Source organism: Bacillus sp. HMSC036E02 (genome assembly GCF_001836235.1).
GTDB lineage: Bacteria > Bacillota > Bacilli > Bacillales > Bacillaceae_G > Bacillus_A > Bacillus_A cereus.
Window position 1 is genome coordinate 1 of the sequence record NZ_KV827799.1, and the last position, 16037, is coordinate 16037.

Here is a 16037-nt window from a genome sequence, read left to right on the forward strand (position 1 = left end):
ACCTGTGATTGAAATTGACTTGGAAAGGCATCATTCTGATGAATTAGTTCTTCACACAAGTAAATAATCCCTTGGGCTAAGGGACGGAAGGTTTGTACAAAAAATGCTTTGGCACTACTATATGTTTGTCCTTGTAGAACAGTATCAATTGCAAAAGCATCAATCGACTGAATAACTTGTTCCATACCTTGAATGGTAGCGGTACATACAGCATTCATATCTTGTGTTTGTGTATGCACTTCCCCTAAATACATATTTAAACTCAAAAATCTCCCCCCCCTTTTTTAAACAAGTAAATCATACCAATTTAAGGAGGAAAATGTAAAAATATTTTTTTATTTAGCATCAATAATATCAATAAATTTCAACGTTATTTTATTATAAAATGCATCCGTACAAATTATAGATTTATTCAACGGATCAATATCAATGACGGTCATATAGCTAGTAAGTAAAAATCCATCTTCATAATATGTAATCAATATTTCTTCTTCAGAAAGCAGCGAACATAATAGTGTATTCTCAATAAGTTCTTGTTCATCCTGGGTTAATGTAGGGCGTTCTACTTTTGTCTTGTTTTTAATAATCTCACAGATACCTACGAATTGTTCTGGCATCGCTGCGAATGGAGTCCATTTAACCATTCCTCTTCCTTTTGGCATATTAGCGTTGTTCATGATTTATGTCCCCCTAACAATGTGTTTCTGTATCTTGCTGTTGCACTATTTGTATACGAAATTCCTCTTAATATGCTGTTCTTACCAAATTTAGTGCGTATTTCGTCCATTACTTTCGTTAGTTTCATTTCTTTTTCTCGTTGTATTACATTATCGAATAGTGAGATTTGTTCTTCGCCTTCATGGATTAAGTTAGTTAAAGAAACATTTATGGATCTAATGGGCTCCCCAGTGTAAAACTTGTGTAAAAAATATGTACAAATCTTATATATATCCATTGTTAAATTGGTCGGTCGGTTCATAGTGTGAGTTTTTCTGAAGCCACCAGAGTAATTTCTGCTATAACCAATGGAAAAATGAACAGTTTGAGCTAGTTTGTTTTGCCTTCGCATTCGATAACAAACTTCTTCTATATGCTCCAGTAGAATAATTGGAAACTCTTCTATGGTGTAATCGCGCATAAGTATTTGGCTTTTACCAATAGAAGTTGTTGCTGGAACATATTTTTCTGATATACGGCTAAAATCTATGCCGTTGCTATGTAAGTGCAATTCTTCGCCAATGACCCCGAAGCTTTGTTTTAAGTATTTAAGTGGGTATTGCGCTAAGTCTCCGATTGAATGAATTCCTTTTCGGTTTAACTTCGCTTCTGTTTTACCCGAAATCCCCCAAAACTTACTAAGTGGTTGTATTGGCCATAATTTTATGGGTACATTTTCGTACTTCCAGTATGCTATGCAATCTTTCGTTTTCTTCGCTTCTACATCTAAGGCAACCTTGCTCATTAAAGGGTTTGGACCAATTCCTATCGTGCATTCAATTCGCGTCTTAGCATATATCTCTCGTTTGAATTTCAATGCAAATTCATATGGATCATTAGCAAATAAATGAATACTATCCGTAATGTCCATAAAGAACTCATCGATGGAATATTGGTGAAAATCCTCAATTGGCACGTATTGTAGGGCCAACTTAGTAATGAAATTAGAACATTTTATGTAAGTACTCATAATTGGATTTATCACAAGGATATCTTTACGACGTGGTATCTCATACAATCTCGCCATTTTCTTAACGCCTAATGCTTTTAATGGTGGAGTTGCAGCCAAAACAATTGAACCACTCCTATTCACATCACCAACTACAGCCAATTTAGTATGAAGTGGGTCTAATCCCATTTTGATGCACGATACACTGGCATAGAACGAACGAAGATCTACACATAAAACAATTCGATTTGGCAATATTGAATAGTCATACACCGTTATTCCCCCTAAATAACAGAACGTTAGTTCTTATTATATACGAATGTATGTTCTTTTATGAAGAGGTTTTTATAAAAAAATAAAAATAGCCCCACCGGTTTTAGTGAAGCTACATCCAAAATTCATTTTCATTTATGTTTTTCCCTAACTTCTTCAATCCCCTTGTTATTTGGGATATAGTCGAAAATTTAGGTGTGTATTCTTTATCATTACAAACTTTTGAAATAGTACCCCTACTCAACTTAGCAGCCTTCTCTAATTCCCCTTGTGTGATTCCTTGTTTATCTAACCACTTACCAAATTTACTACGTTTTTTGCCTAATCCAAACACCTTTACCACCTCATGAATAGCTTGCCCTTTTCGTCATTTTTTTAAACACGAGAAAAAAACTGACATAAAGACCAAACAGTACACAATACTCTTTACCATACCAAACAAATTACGATTCTCAGTTCCGATTTGATAGCCTGTTAAAACTTCGTTTCACCTATTCCGAATAGAATACGGTCACAGAATAATACTTTAGACATTGAAAGATTAGTATTTTCAATGATTCATAGCTGTTTTTATCTCTTCTAATCTTCAGGGACTATTCTTGCAGAATACAGAAAGAACGGTGGTGTGAGTTTGTGATATTTGAGTTAGTTAGTTCAGCTGCTGTCGGTGGTGTAGTCTTTCTATCAAAAATGCATCAAAAAGGAGCAACAAATGATGCATCCAAGATTCAAAGGATCTGCGCGAACTGCGGATTAAAAGTAAAAGAAGGGAAAGAGACTAGGACTATACAGCTGCTTCGCAAAACGAGGAATAATTGGGGAGTTGAATATGCGTATAGAATACCGCTTGGTCTTAGCTTCTCCGATTTCGAACAAAAAATACAACATTTAGAGGATGGATTAAATCACAAGAGCAAGGTTTATGATTTCAAACTACAAGACTTCAAATCTCTTCGACTGCGAAAAGATATCTTAAAACAAATACAAAACATCATAAATAAGAAAAAACTCGTTAGAAAGGAAATTGAGCTGTCTTACGATGGTTTATTAAAAATACGCGTTTATGAGAAAGGAATACCTAATTTCGTTAAATTTGTAGAGGATATGATGAGGCAATGTAGAGGTTGGGAGGTTCCGATTGGTTATACGAGGGATGGATTGATAAAACATGATTTTGATCAACTAGCGCACATGATATCAGCCGGCATGACGGATATGGGTAAATCAAATGTATTAAAACTTATAATTACATCCCTGGTACGCAACCAACCAGAAAATACAAAGCTATTCCTTATAGATTTGAAGGGTGGTCTCTCTTTTAACCGTTACAGATTCTTAAACCAGGTCGAATCAATTGCGAAGAATCCAGAGGAAGCCCTAGAGACTCTAAGGGAATTGCAAGATAAACTGAATGCTAGAAACGAATACTTACTAGAAAAAGGATACGAAGATATAAAAGAAGCTGGGGATCCAGTACGTTACTTTGTAATTGTTGATGAAGCAGCCGACATAGCGCCATATCAGGAGTGCAGGGACATCATTGTTGATATAGGGCGTCGTGGCAGGGCAGCGGGATTTCGCTTGGTGTATGCGACACAGTACCCAACAAACGAAGCGTTACCATCGCAGCTACGACAAAACATTGGCGCTCGTGTTTGTTTTAGATTACAGACAGAGGCAGGGAGCCGTGCTGTACTTGATGAGGGCGGCGCAGAAATGCTTCCTAACATAAAGGGGAGAGCGATATACCAAACAAATGAGAAGAAGGTCCTACAGACGGTTTATATCGATAATAAGCAAATAGATAACATCATAAAGCCACACATTAACATCAGAGCGAGGAAGGAGCATGAAGATGCAAAAACTAGCCATGAAGGAAGCGAGAACGGAAAGTATACTCTTGAGCTTGAAGAAACTCGGCTTTCTTAGCAGGAAGCAAATCCAAGTACTCCATGACCTTGGTGGTGACAGGAATGCTTCCCGTGTAATGAAGTCTCTTGAAGAATATGTTTCTAGCTTTAGGGATGGAGAGAAGGTGTATTATCTCAACAAAGAAGGGCGCGAACGTATCGGAAGCAAGAAAATACTCAAGCGTTCGAATCAATTTCGCCATTACATTATGAGGAATGATATCTACATCGCTTATGAATGCCCGAAAACGTGGAAGCAGGAAGTGAAAATGAATGTGAAAGGTATCGTTTCCATAATTGCAGATGCACTATTCACTGATAATGGCCGTTATCACATTGTAGAAGTGGATCATGAGCAAAAGATGAGCGCAAACCGTATCAAGATGCAGAAGTATCGTAAATTGATTGAATGCAATGTGTTTGAGAAGCCACCTAAATTTATTTGGTACACCACAACGGAATATCGCAGAAAACAACTCCAGAAGCTTTGTGAGGGATTGGATTGCAACATCTTTACAGTTACTGATTTCCATTAAAAATAGGGAGATGGTCCATATGGCAGCAGAGACAATGAGCATCAAAGATTTTATGGATGGCAACTATGGGGCAAAGAAAAAGTGGAGCTTGTTCAAAAAGAAAGCAAAAAAATACGTACCCGTGGCGGCGCGAATAAGTATTGTGATCGGTAGTGCTATTATATTCAGCAATATTATAGATATTCCGCATGTATTTGCTGACGGTAATAACCCAGACGTGAATGAAGTATTTAAAGATGTGCAGTCAAACGATGGGAAGATAAAAAATTATATAGATGGCCAACTGTACAATCGTATTGTGAATGCATTTGAACCAGTCATTTTCTTAATTAAAGCAGTGTCATATCCGATAGCATCCGTTGTAGCGTTATGCGGCGGTCTATTCATTATGGTTGGTAGCCAGGAACGGGGATTCTCTCTTATATCAAGGGCAGGGATCGGATATATAGTAGTCCAAATGATTCCGTTGTTTATGAGATTGCTTGTTGAGATCGCTAAGGCTATCTAGTCCTACTTAATGTAGGACTTTTTCATATGATAATAACCATCTATCGTTATTATCAGACAACATATCTTAACTCAACATTCGCAATAAATAGTTTTATGTTTCTAAAATTGTAATATATTTACATTTACGAAAATCGAAAGTATGATGAAGGTGCAAGCTATAAAACTATTAAAGGGGGATTTTTTATGTTAAAGAAACTAGCAATTGGGGCATTAGCAACTGGGATTGCTTTATCTGGGGCCGGAGGAGCATTTGCAGCCGAACAACCTAAGGTAGTTGATAAAAAGGTTTCATCCAATTCCATAGCATCGGTTGATGTAGGTAATGGGCAAACTGACGGAACACTTTATTCTATTAGTGCTTATCGTTTAATTCCAGTAAAAGCTTCGAGTTTAAGTCAAAAATCACTTTCTGTGGATTTATGGGGACACTCAGATACTAAAATTTCTATTTATGAAGATAGCGAGTATGGTAGACTTTTAGGTTCATGGACAATGTCTGAAACACCAAAGACTGTAAGCATTAACCCTAGTAAAACTTATTATTTACGTATTGGTGTAATGCCATATAGCCAAAATAGTCCGTGGAACTATGTGGTAAATTGGCAATTTAAATAATTAAGAAAAAGTCCTGTTTATACAGGGCTTTTTTCTTTGCAGGAATTTGCTACTCATCATGGAATACTCTCACTAGGAGGTGTTGTGACGTTATGACGGACGAAATTGTTTATTCTGCTAGTGAAGTATACAAAAGACTAGGAATAAGTGATAGCACCCTTAGAAAGTACATGGAAGTATTACAGCGCGAGGGATTCGCAGTAAAGAAAGATAACCGTGGCAGACGCCAATACACAGACAATGACATTATGGTGATTGAGAAATTAATTGAACTGAGTAAGCATGACGGTATGACGCTAGAGAAAGCAGCGAAGATGATTGCGCAGCAAATAGAGAAAGTTAATCCGGATCTGATTCAAGAAGAGGCTGAAGAAACGGATTTAGTGCCATTCCACATTAAACAGCAATTACAGGAACAGTACAGCGTTATGGCGCAAGAAATGAATCAGAGTATGTTAGCGATGGAGAAACGATTAAGTGAGCAGGCGAAGCAAAGTAACGAGGAAATCAAAGCAAGCGTAGAAGCACATAATGAACGAGTGGAAAAACGATTGGAAGCGCGTGATGAGACTTTGATGAAGACATTACGAGAAATGCAGGAAACGAAGAGAGTGATGCAAGAATTTCGAAATGAGGTTGCTGCAGCGAAAGAGAGGAAGCCGTGGTGGAAGTTCTGGTGAAAACAAGGCGGTTCCCTTGTGAGAGTAGGGTTCCTCTTTGTCTTCGCTACGGATAATGATGCGCTTTGTTAAAATCAATTTAAATAAAACATTTGGAGGAATGGACTTATGTCTAATGAAGTTTTGCCTTTCACAGTAAGACTAGCTACTCCAGAAGATTTTTGGAATATATCAAATATAAACAAGCAAGTTCAACAGTTACATATAGAGGGAAGACCAGATATTTACTCTGATACTTCAGCTTCTTTGGATCACAATGCATACGAAGAGTGGCTTAATGATAAAACCATAGAGATATTTGTAGTAGAGGCCAATAATAAAGAGATTCTTGCTTATTTAATCTTAGATATTAAAGAACCAGCCGAAAATCCAAAGTTAGTTGAGCGAAAAGTACTCTTTATCCGCAATATTGGTGTAAGTGAAATATGTCAAGGAACAGGAATAGGAAAAATATTAGTACAAAAAGCATTTGAGTATGCTAAAGAAATACAAGCAACAAGTGTAGAATTAAATGTTTTAGAATTTAACAAGAAGGCTATACAATTCTATGAAAAACTTGGATTTAAAACACAGAGTCGGCAAATGGAATTTGTATTACCTGATGCTTAAAACTATTTCCTATATCGATAAGGGAAAAGCCCGATTAAATTAACCGGGCTTTTTTTGATGACTTATTTCGTTATATCAATAGCCTTCATTAGTGGTACGGATATATTCCAACCTGCTTGTGATGTATAAGAATAACTTCCTTCAATATTTCCTGTTACTGTAACTATATCTTTTTCAACAAATTCTGTTGGTTTATCGAAGGTTACATAGACAATGTCGTTGGTGTTATATCCATATGACCTTTTTGTAACAGCTAATCTAATATCAGTTGAACCGCCACTTTCTATGATCTGAACAATTTCACCAGTATATTTCACTAATTCGTCCTTGTGTCCATCCGGATTTTTCTTTAATTCAGGATAAGAAAGATCTTTTGCTAGTTTCTTTTTTTCTTCAATTTTTACTTTTTCGGCTTCTTCTGCTGATAGAGCATTTTCAATATTTACTTTTCCAGCATTAATTCCTCTAACTTTAAATCCATTTTCTATCTCTTCTAATTCCCCATTAGATTTATAGTTTTTTTCGAAATTGTCATAGTCTTTGAATGCATCTAATGCAGCTTTGTTTTCGGCATCAACAGTAAAAGTCATTTTAAAATCATAGTTTCCATTTTTAACAACTTCACGTCCTGACGTTTCGGATACATGGTCACCAAATTCAAAATGAAAATTCCCATCATGAACAGTGCTCTCTTTTGACATTACTGCTATATATTCTTTTTCTGGCTCTTTGATAACACCTTTTGCTTTTGATCCTTCCGGCATATTTGTTTTTACATTTACCGTTAACATTTTAGTTTCTGGATTATAAGAGTATTCGCCTACTTCAAAATTAATTGCTTCTTTTTGTGCTTCTTTTTCGGCTTGTTCTTTTTCTAATCTTTGCTCATGTTCTGTCCAAGATTCCCTTTTTTTCTCTTCTGCTTTTTCTCCATTCCCACAGCCGCTAGCGAAGAGCGATGCAGCAAGAATAATTCCGCCAATTTTATAATGTCTTTTCAATGCACGATCCTCCAAGATGTTTTGTAATAAGCTTTTTGTCGTATTATATTATAACAGAAATGTAATATTGTTCAATTTTGTTACTGAGATTCCATTTTTAAGGTGATTAACTTTTCTTTTATAGGTAGTCCATCGCTAAATGTCTTCTATTAATGATAATTATTTAAATGAACTAGTGGTGGAAGTTCTGGTGAGGGTAAGGAGACCAGGTTAGTTGAATAAGGAATAATACCATTTTCTTCTATTTGGATATATAATTAATTTGTATTTTATATATAAGTGGGAGGAAATTTATGACTACAAATAAGGACTACATTCGTTATATTCGGGAAAAAGTAGGGCACGATTTAATATTTCTTAATTTTGCTGGAGGTATTGTTTATAACGAACGAAATGAAATCCTTTTACAAAAGAGGGGAGATAGAAATGAGTGGGGTCTTCCAGGTGGTGCTATGGAACTTGGAGAATCTCTTGAAGAAACCGCTAAACGAGAAATACTTGAGGAGACAGGATTAAATGTTGAAGTTGAACATCTTATAGGTGTCTACTCTAAATACTCTGGTGAGTTTCCGAACGGAGATAAAGCTCAGACTATCGTTCATTGTTTTCAATGCAAGCCAATTGATGGGGAACTTACTACAGACGGTATTGAAACTTTAGATTTAAAATACTTCCCAATAGACCAAATACCGAAATTATTTACAAAACTACACGAAGATGCCTTAGAAGATTGGCTTTCAAAAAGAAAAGGTGTATTTAGATAAAAAGACTTTCAAATTAATTATTCATAATATTTAACCAACTGGCGCTTTAATTGAACAAGAAAATAAAAACTTTTAACTTCCCCTAAAGATAATTAAGTTAATGATCTAGTGGTGGAGGTTCCTGTAAGGATAAGAAGAGGAACGTATAAAAATAGAGTTGTAGAAATAGAAAGAGTGGATTCCTTCTAAGAGTAAGGATTCCCCTTTTTCATTGCTACTGATAATGATGCGTTATGTTAACTGCATATGTATAGAGTATACAGTCAAAAAAGCACAATACATCGCTTCTTCTAAATGGTACAATTAGGGAAAGAGGGGTGGAAGAATATGTATGATTACAAATTTGTGAAAGTCGAAATGGATGGATGGAAAGGGCAACCCAAAGAAGATTATAAGCGTATTATTATAGAACATGCTGAAGATGGTTGGGAATTTGTTCAAGTCCTTACTCTAACACTTGCAGGATATACGACTTCTTTGGAGATTATCTTCAAACGAACCAAAGAACTTCTTTAAAAAACGAAAGAAGTTTGCCTTAAATAACATACAAAAAGAACTGGAGTATTTTGGAATCTAATAGTTCTCGATTTAACTTATAAGACAAATAAGCTAATATTAATCAACTCCCAATAACGAAAGTTATGTACATAAGATAGTGATTGTAGTAAGAGTATAACTACATAAAAAATAAGCCCTACAAAAAGTAGGGATTATTTTTTATCAGAAACTATGTCATTTAGAATGTTCTGCTCATGTGCATTCAATTTATTAGCAATGTAGTAATCCAATATTTCATCAATAAGCTCATAATTTTTCATGTCTTTCATTGTGCAAATGGTCTTTATTTTATTAAGTGTTTCAGGCGATACTTTTATATTTTTTCTGTCTGCTGCTGACAATGAATTCTTTTTCTTTGTCGCAGGATTATCTTGAACAGGTGTCACAGTCACTAAGTATTTTTTATCCAAATTGACCACTCCTATTTAGTATATTATCCCAAACTATTAAAACTAATTTGCGTATCTTATGTAGAGAGAAAAGTGGAAATATAGAAATATCCCTATTTCTAAATAGGGATATTTCTATATTTTTAAATCTCTGTTAATAGCTTGAATTTTCTTTTCTGTTCAGGCGTTAGCTCATTTTCTACATAGCGATCTATAAGTAAATCGATGATTTCATAAGCGAATTTTGTGTTTGTAAGTTTCATTAATACTTCTAGTTCTTCTTTTGATTGATTAGAAATTTTAATGCTGCCTTGCTGATTTTTAAATTTCTTTTTTGATTCAGTTTTTTCGTTTCTTTTTTCTTTTCGAGTTACTTGTTTTTCTTCAGACTTAGGTTGAGAAGGAGTAACTGGAACCTCGTTATTTTCCACCGTAGCTTGTCCTTGCTCTGGTACATAAGGCTCAGTAGGTTCAAAGTTACTTTTCTTTCTACCTAATAAACCAGGAGTTCTCGCCATTTTAAACACCAACCTTCATTTTTTCAAACATATCAATACGAGATAATAATTCATCACTAATTGTTTCGTATAGTTCAATTACATTCATATCATGTCTATCTTTTTCAGTGATACCATTAACATCAAATCGTTTAATACGCTCCATTTGAGGAACGATGTTTTTGAATAGGTTTTCTTCACCGAAAATTTCACGTGCATTTTCCATGATATATTCGTCAACCTTACCGTTATTTTTTAATAGAACAGGAAGAATACCGACTACTTCAATATCAAGATCATATTGTTCTTTTAACTTGATAAGCTCATTAACATAATTCTCAGCGCCAGTAAGAGAACGTTCTTGTGTTTGTAGAGCGATTAGAACATAATCAGAAGCTACAACGGCGTTCTTTGTAACTTCTAATGACATTGGAGGAACATCGATAAATATGTAGTCGTATTTATGCTTTATCTTTTCAAGCAATCCTCGGAAGTAATGATCTTCTTCAGCTTCCGAAGAACAATTTTTATAAAGGAATTTTGCGAAGTCCTGGAAATCAACGTAAGAAGGAATTAAATATAAGTTATCCGTAATTTCTACTTCTAAGCCATCCAAGTTCCCCTCTTGTATCCCTTTCATTAATGTTTTTTCAACAGTAACGATTTCATCAGGGTTAAGGATTGATTTTGTTAACATTAAAGATTTTGTTGCGTTACTTTGTGGATCAAGATCAACGAGTAATGTACGCTTACCTTTTTTAGCAAATTCATAAGAGTTCAATACAGCATTTGTGGTTTTACCGACTCCACCTTTGTAATTACCTACAGTAATTGTAATGGCCATTTTTAACACTCCAGTTATAGTTTTTGAAATTTCCCTATATCCCTTTATAGAAATAGGGAAAAATAGAAATAGGGAAATAGGGATATTTCTAACTATAGAAATAGGGATATTTCTATATCTTTATGAAAATTATAACAATGATATTTGGGTTATGCAATAGAATCATAGAGTTAGTAATTAATAACAGAAACGTTGATATTAAAAGATTTTTCAGTTGTATGAAGTATAGAAATTTAAGTAATAAATCTGAATTTTTTTATAGGAGATAGTAGACGCAAAAATAATAAAAATAGGGAAATATAGATATAGGGAAAAGGGGAAATATCCCTATATCTATAAGTGGAAATAGGGAAATAGGGAAATAGGGATATTATTCAGAAAGTGTGCAAATTCACTGTTTACAAAGGATAATGCTTGTTGTAACGTAGTAAACAACAAGCACCATTCTACAAAACAAAACATAATTTGATATTTTACATAAATGAAGATCATGAAGATTGAACGAGATAAATTAAAGACAATTGAATATGAACACAAAACAAAAAGCCACTCCCGTATGCTAATGGCTACCAACCTTTAGCGGGAATGACTTGCTCTAGCAAGTGTACCACCACTTGACTAGAAATTAGCTGTATTAACCCACAGTGTTAACGTTTAAGAAGTGTACCACCACTAACCTTAAACAACTATGCCTTTTCACGAGGCTTCTTTGATATACCCATTTTATCTATTGTTTGACTAAAATTCAACTAGTAAATGCTAGAATTGTATTTTTTGTAGTCAAAAGATATATAGCGGGCATCTCTAAACCTAGAAGTCTTGTGAATCTACAGGCCATTTAGGAATTGGAGATGCCTTTTTGTTTTTTGTTCGCGTGGAATTGCCTGATACCACGTAAATAAAAACTGATAAGCCGTAATTTCGTGCTTCTATATAGAGGGAACGTGTTACGTGCGTGGCTAGCTGTTGGTCGTGCAGGGGGTACAGAGTATGCGCCTACAAAAACAGCACCCCTCATTAGAATCCTGTTCTTCTGGTGAGGGAGGGCGAGAACTTGCCCAGGGACGATTCCCTAAAAGGTTCGGGAGGTTATCGTTAGCATTACGGTGCTAGGGAGTACATTCAGTTTGTCGTGTAGGGACGATATTACAAGGACAAGCCATAGAAAAAGGATGTATGCGGTGAAAATCGCTGAGTGAACAGGGTCTATACATACGGATACCTTATAAGTGACCGCATGGCGAAAACAAGACGCTTATCCATCTATTTTGATCGATTACTTTTTTGTGATCTTTCAAAGTAGGGGATAAATTTGCCTTCCAGCCGTGTTCCATAATCGTTCCCACATGATAAAAACCCTCAAGACCTTCAGTCAAGCTTAATTACGAAGAAAAGCAGAAAAATATGAGAGTGTTTAACTCATGGGGGAATGAATCACTAAGATAGAGGAATAAATATAGGATTTACTACTTTTTTGGTTAGAGGATAAGGGGACGGATGGTAGAATAGGTTTTATTGCAAGATTTGGTTTTACACATCGGATATAGTACGTGAAATTTATAAGGTTAATTTCTTGTTTATAGAAATTAAGTATTATTTTACAATTGATTAGAAGGATAAAATTTAAGGGGAATATTTTATGACTAATAATCTTATAGAGAAGAATTGGATAGATGATTTTATTAAAACAGATGTATTTTCAGAGGCTTTAGGTATGGTATGGCGTAATGGTTATGAATCAGGAGGTTATTTTCAATTCACTCATAAGTCACAAGTGATAGTAAAAAAGTTTGCTGATTTCTTTGGGAAAGAAACAAGATCAAGATATTGTGAAGATAAAGGGTATGTGGAATGGTATATGTCTATGAATAGTGACCATCCATTTATTACAAAGGTAAAAGAATTTGGTTGGACACCGATACGAGGAAAATCTAGGTTATTTCCTAAAGGTGAGTTTAATAAAAAAATATTCATTAAAAAATATGTTTTATTGAGGCATGAACTTGGCACGATAAAAGTTAAACAATCTGAAAATAAAATTTATGTTAGACCACGCTTTCGTATTCATGGGTCTGAAGATATCTTGGAGCATTTAAATAATTTTATGTTTGAAGAATTAGGCATTAAGAAGAAAAAATTACAAACTGACGGGAAAATACCAAAAGCAAAAATTTTATATTTTCAATCTTACAAAGATATAGAGAGTATTTTGATATATATTGGAGCTTCAGAGACATTAGAAACGTTGTATTCGTTCGATTTAGGATTTCATGATGCTGAAGATGAAGAATTTAAGAAGACCGATCTAGGGAAATAAGTAGGTTTTTAGGAGGGGTATTACTATCTCATTGGATAAAAATTTAACATTTTATGATTATAAGAATAGTTTTCAACTTTTAATCTAATGTAAAGTTAGTGAGAGGTTTATTTTATATCAAAATGTTAATTAAAAAAGAGTTAGAAGTGATTATTTGAATAAATTAATATTATTGTCTTTATTGGCTACATTTTGTTTAAATATCGCAGGATGTTCTAATGATATGGCTATACCAAGGGATAATGCTAAATTCTCAACACCTAAGAAGGTTAAATGCATTAACAAAGCATGGTACAAAAAACATATGTTAGGTAATAGTTTAAAGAAACTTTAAATGGTGGATGATAAAGATTATAAGAGAACAATAACAATATATTAATCATAATATTTTTATAATATGATTAATATCTATAAATTTATCTAAAAAGACTATCAGTAATGGTGGAATGTGGTGGAGTTTCTCTTAAAATATTGAAATTACTTTTTATGAAGAAAAGACACCTTAAGGTGCCTTCCCCCGACTTGAATTATTTTAACTTTAAATCGTATCATTTTTCAAATTATAATAAAATCTTTTTATTTCATATAAATATATAGCATTTAATATAAAAATATGACATTATATAACATGAATTTCTATTTTATTTAATATTTTTCCAAAGGAGGAAGATTTATCTTGAAGAAGTTGTTTTCATTTTTACTATTTGTATTTGTAATCTTATCAGCGAACAATATTTCATTTGCTGATGAGGTTATACCATTTAACAAATCATTCTTTGCATATAACGAGCCAAAGTTTACATCTGCAAAGGGAAATGGTGGAGCTCAATATGGACCTCAAAAAGCTCTAACTGTAAAAGAGAAGCGTTCAAATGGTTGGTGGAAGATAGGAACTTGGGAAGGTGATAAGTGGATTAATGCCGATGGGGAACTTCAATACTTTGATAAACCATTTTTAGCATTCTATGAACCTTCATTTTCGTCTCAAAAAGGTAATATGGAAATACCGTATAGCCCTACTACTGTTAGAGTAATTGATGGAAATACAGCGGGATGGTTAAAGTTTCAATCTTGGGAAGGCGACAAATGGATGTATCCAGGTGTTGCAGAGACGGCAGCACTTAATAAAAATTTCTATAGCTATAATGAACCGTCGCTTATAGCAACTAAAGGAGCAGGTGGAAGTCAATTTGGTCCTCAAAAATTCTTACCAGTATTAGAAAAACGTTCTGATGGTTGGTGGAAAGTAATTACATATGAAGGTCATAAATGGATTGCTCCTGACGGAATCAAAATGCCAGTGAATGCTAATTTTACTACTTTTGATGAGCCTTATTTAGAAGCTAAAAAAAGTTCTGTGTTTGGTCCTCAAAAAAATTTAGTTGCCTATGATGGAAAAAAGACAGAGCAGGGAGATTTTTATCTAGTTGGTACATATTTGGGACAGAAATGGATGTCACTTAATGCTGAAAAAGAGTTCAATGAAAAAAGGGAACCTCTCCGTCAGGCATTAGGTTACAATGAAAATGATATTGGACCAGATAAAACACCTCAACAAAGAGTTGCAGAAGTAAAAGCTTCTTTAAGAGCACAAGGACTTGATGATAAATTTGAGGCTGTAAGAATACCTACAGAAGAAGAAAAAGCTGAGTTTTTAAGAAAAGAAGCAGAAAAACAACAGAATCCAAAGCAAGGCGTAGCACGTGCTGGAACAGTAACTTCATCTTGGAACATACCAGATGATTGGGTGCAAAAAGGTGACATTGTTGTTACACCAGACTCTAACTACGGTATTACAGGACATTCGGGTATTATCGGTAAAGACTTCACTGAAACACAAGGATTCTCGGGTGCTAATAAAGGAGAATATCTATTAGTACATGCACCAGGAACATCAGCATCGCCTGCAATCAAAATAATGCCTTTATCAAAATGGGAGTTTATCCATAAGGGAAATCAGGAATACTCTAACTTTGTATATTTAAGGTATAAAAAAGATAAGGGAGCTGCATTTAGAGCTGCTGATTATGCGTATAATCATTTCTATCAGAATGGATCTAAATATCGATACGATATTTTTGGAACTTCTGCAAAGAGTAACGATTATAAAACATATTGTTCTAAATTAGTTTACTTATCATTCAGAGATGGAGCAGGAGTAGATTTCTTCCCAGTAAGTAATTTCTATATTGTACATCCTTATGATTTCTTACGTCCAATGCCAGCTGCGCTTGGATTAAGACCTTATTTCTTTGGTAAGGGTGGAATGTGGTGGGGTTAAAATATAACTCTATCATATAAAATATAAAAATGTCCTACATAAAATGTAGGACATTTTTTATTTTAAAAAAGCCATCCTAAGATATCTTCCTCCGACTGGATTAAATATTAATCAGTTTAGTTCGTCGTGTTTTCCTTGTTCGTCATGATCTTGTCCAAATTCAATTTTGCCAGTATGAGGATTATCCCAACGTACGTATTTGTACCATATGTTTGGTTCATCTTTAAATATAACATGTGCTCCATATTGAGTTTGTTTACTATCAAAAAAAGGTTTAATTTCTAAAACATCTGACTTTGCGTACCCTTTTTCTTCTAGATGCCACATTATACCTATAATGGCTTCTTCTCTTAATTTCGAATCACCTGTAATAAAATAACGATCTATTATTCCTTTTCCGATTATAAATAAACCAATTATAAGTAATACAGATGTAATTATAAGAGCCCTTTTTTGCATGTATAAATATCCTCCTTATTTTAATTTATCCTTTATATAATAATAAGGGAATTGTACTGTAAAATATAGATTTAAGAATAAGAAAAGACACCCTAAGATGCCTTCCTCCGACTTGAACCATCTTAATT

The 16037-nt window shown here is 34.2% G+C and carries 19 protein-coding genes; 10 read left to right on the forward strand and 9 right to left on the reverse strand.

All coding sequences use genetic code 11. The features are described 5' to 3' along the window. From HMPREF2590_RS00495 to HMPREF2590_RS00510, 4 genes are all read right to left on the reverse strand, one after another. On the reverse strand, positions 1-266 hold a 266-nt coding region (locus HMPREF2590_RS00495), incomplete at its 3' end, for a T7SS effector LXG polymorphic toxin (RefSeq protein ID WP_481747573.1). A 69-nt stretch (positions 267-335) separates the two neighbouring features. Then, positions 336-677: a YolD-like family protein gene (locus HMPREF2590_RS00500; protein WP_001057811.1), complete on the reverse strand. Its 342-nt coding sequence runs from the start codon at positions 675-677 to the stop codon at positions 336-338. Continuing rightward, the gene (locus HMPREF2590_RS00505; protein WP_025967161.1) at positions 674-1939 is read right to left on the reverse strand and encodes a Y-family DNA polymerase; all 1266 of its coding nucleotides are present in this window, start codon (positions 1937-1939) and stop codon (positions 674-676) included. Before HMPREF2590_RS00505 ends, HMPREF2590_RS00500 begins: the two co-directional genes overlap by 4 nt. A gap of 112 nt (positions 1940-2051) precedes the next feature. Beyond that, positions 2052-2273 carry a helix-turn-helix domain-containing protein gene (locus tag HMPREF2590_RS00510; RefSeq protein ID WP_000467326.1) on the reverse strand — a complete coding sequence of 74 codons (222 nt, stop codon included), beginning with the start codon at positions 2271-2273 and terminating at the stop codon, positions 2052-2054. Positions 2274-2572: 299 nt separating this feature from the next. Here HMPREF2590_RS00510 and HMPREF2590_RS00515 point away from each other — a divergent pair, with 299 nt between their 5' ends. From HMPREF2590_RS00515 to HMPREF2590_RS00540, 6 genes are all read left to right on the forward strand, one after another. Further along, complete coding sequence (locus HMPREF2590_RS00515; RefSeq protein ID WP_000575736.1) at positions 2573-3868, forward strand: FtsK/SpoIIIE domain-containing protein; 1296 nt, start codon at positions 2573-2575, stop codon at positions 3866-3868. Continuing rightward, positions 3840-4385 carry a replication-relaxation family protein gene (locus HMPREF2590_RS00520; protein ID WP_228490623.1) on the forward strand — a complete coding sequence of 182 codons (546 nt, stop codon included), beginning with the start codon at positions 3840-3842 and terminating at the stop codon, positions 4383-4385. Before HMPREF2590_RS00515 ends, HMPREF2590_RS00520 begins: the two co-directional genes overlap by 29 nt. Positions 4386-4404: 19 nt before the next feature. Continuing rightward, positions 4405-4893 carry a hypothetical protein gene (locus HMPREF2590_RS00525; RefSeq protein ID WP_000718642.1) on the forward strand — a complete coding sequence of 163 codons (489 nt, stop codon included), beginning with the start codon at positions 4405-4407 and terminating at the stop codon, positions 4891-4893. Between the two features lie 185 nt (positions 4894-5078). Continuing rightward, positions 5079-5510 (forward strand): hypothetical protein, encoded by a 432-nt coding sequence (locus HMPREF2590_RS00530; RefSeq protein ID WP_000914192.1) that lies wholly within the window; start codon positions 5079-5081, stop codon positions 5508-5510. 92 nt (positions 5511-5602) lie between these two features. After that, positions 5603-6190: a DUF3967 domain-containing protein gene (locus tag HMPREF2590_RS00535; protein ID WP_000128983.1), complete on the forward strand. Its 588-nt coding sequence runs from the start codon at positions 5603-5605 to the stop codon at positions 6188-6190. Between the two features lie 108 nt (positions 6191-6298). Then, positions 6299-6799 (forward strand): GNAT family N-acetyltransferase, encoded by a 501-nt coding sequence (locus HMPREF2590_RS00540; protein WP_000064366.1) that lies wholly within the window; start codon positions 6299-6301, stop codon positions 6797-6799. Between the two features lie 62 nt (positions 6800-6861). Here the strand turns inward: HMPREF2590_RS00540 and HMPREF2590_RS00545 are convergent, their stop codons facing one another. Continuing rightward, positions 6862-7800 carry a hypothetical protein gene (locus tag HMPREF2590_RS00545; protein WP_000820696.1) on the reverse strand — a complete coding sequence of 313 codons (939 nt, stop codon included), beginning with the start codon at positions 7798-7800 and terminating at the stop codon, positions 6862-6864. A 293-nt stretch (positions 7801-8093) separates the two neighbouring features. Here HMPREF2590_RS00545 and HMPREF2590_RS00550 point away from each other — a divergent pair, with 293 nt between their 5' ends. Together HMPREF2590_RS00550 and HMPREF2590_RS00555 are read left to right on the forward strand one after the other, a co-directional pair. Next, entirely contained in the window at positions 8094-8564 is a 471-nt protein-coding gene (locus HMPREF2590_RS00550) for an NUDIX hydrolase (RefSeq protein WP_000210486.1), read from the forward strand. 327 nt (positions 8565-8891) lie between these two features. After that, complete coding sequence (locus HMPREF2590_RS00555) at positions 8892-9080, forward strand: DUF4177 domain-containing protein (RefSeq protein ID WP_000272494.1); 189 nt, start codon at positions 8892-8894, stop codon at positions 9078-9080. A 194-nt stretch (positions 9081-9274) separates the two neighbouring features. Here the strand turns inward: HMPREF2590_RS00555 and HMPREF2590_RS00560 are convergent, their stop codons facing one another. The 3 genes from HMPREF2590_RS00560 to HMPREF2590_RS00570 all read right to left on the reverse strand — a co-directional run bounded on the left by HMPREF2590_RS00560 (position 9275) and on the right by HMPREF2590_RS00570 (position 10852). Beyond that, positions 9275-9532, reverse strand: a complete 258-nt coding sequence (locus tag HMPREF2590_RS00560) for a hypothetical protein (RefSeq protein WP_000359170.1) — start codon at positions 9530-9532, stop codon at positions 9275-9277. 122 nt (positions 9533-9654) lie between these two features. Then, on the reverse strand, positions 9655-10029 hold the full coding sequence (locus HMPREF2590_RS00565) for a hypothetical protein (RefSeq protein WP_000124665.1): 375 nt from the start codon (positions 10027-10029) through the stop codon (positions 9655-9657). A gap of 1 nt (position 10030) precedes the next feature. Continuing rightward, complete coding sequence (locus tag HMPREF2590_RS00570; protein ID WP_001018642.1) at positions 10031-10852, reverse strand: ParA family protein; 822 nt, start codon at positions 10850-10852, stop codon at positions 10031-10033. 1639 nt (positions 10853-12491) lie between these two features. Here HMPREF2590_RS00570 and HMPREF2590_RS00575 point away from each other — a divergent pair. Continuing rightward, positions 12492-13169 (forward strand): hypothetical protein, encoded by a 678-nt coding sequence (locus tag HMPREF2590_RS00575; protein WP_070861261.1) that lies wholly within the window; start codon positions 12492-12494, stop codon positions 13167-13169. 676 nt (positions 13170-13845) lie between these two features. Further along, complete coding sequence (locus tag HMPREF2590_RS00580) at positions 13846-15450, forward strand: C40 family peptidase (protein ID WP_070861263.1); 1605 nt, start codon at positions 13846-13848, stop codon at positions 15448-15450. Positions 15451-15561: 111 nt separating this feature from the next. Here HMPREF2590_RS00580 and HMPREF2590_RS00585 read toward each other — a convergent pair whose 3' ends face one another. After that, entirely contained in the window at positions 15562-15909 is a 348-nt protein-coding gene (locus HMPREF2590_RS00585; RefSeq protein WP_001171891.1) for a DUF3139 domain-containing protein, read from the reverse strand. Positions 15910-16037 lie beyond the last annotated feature (128 nt).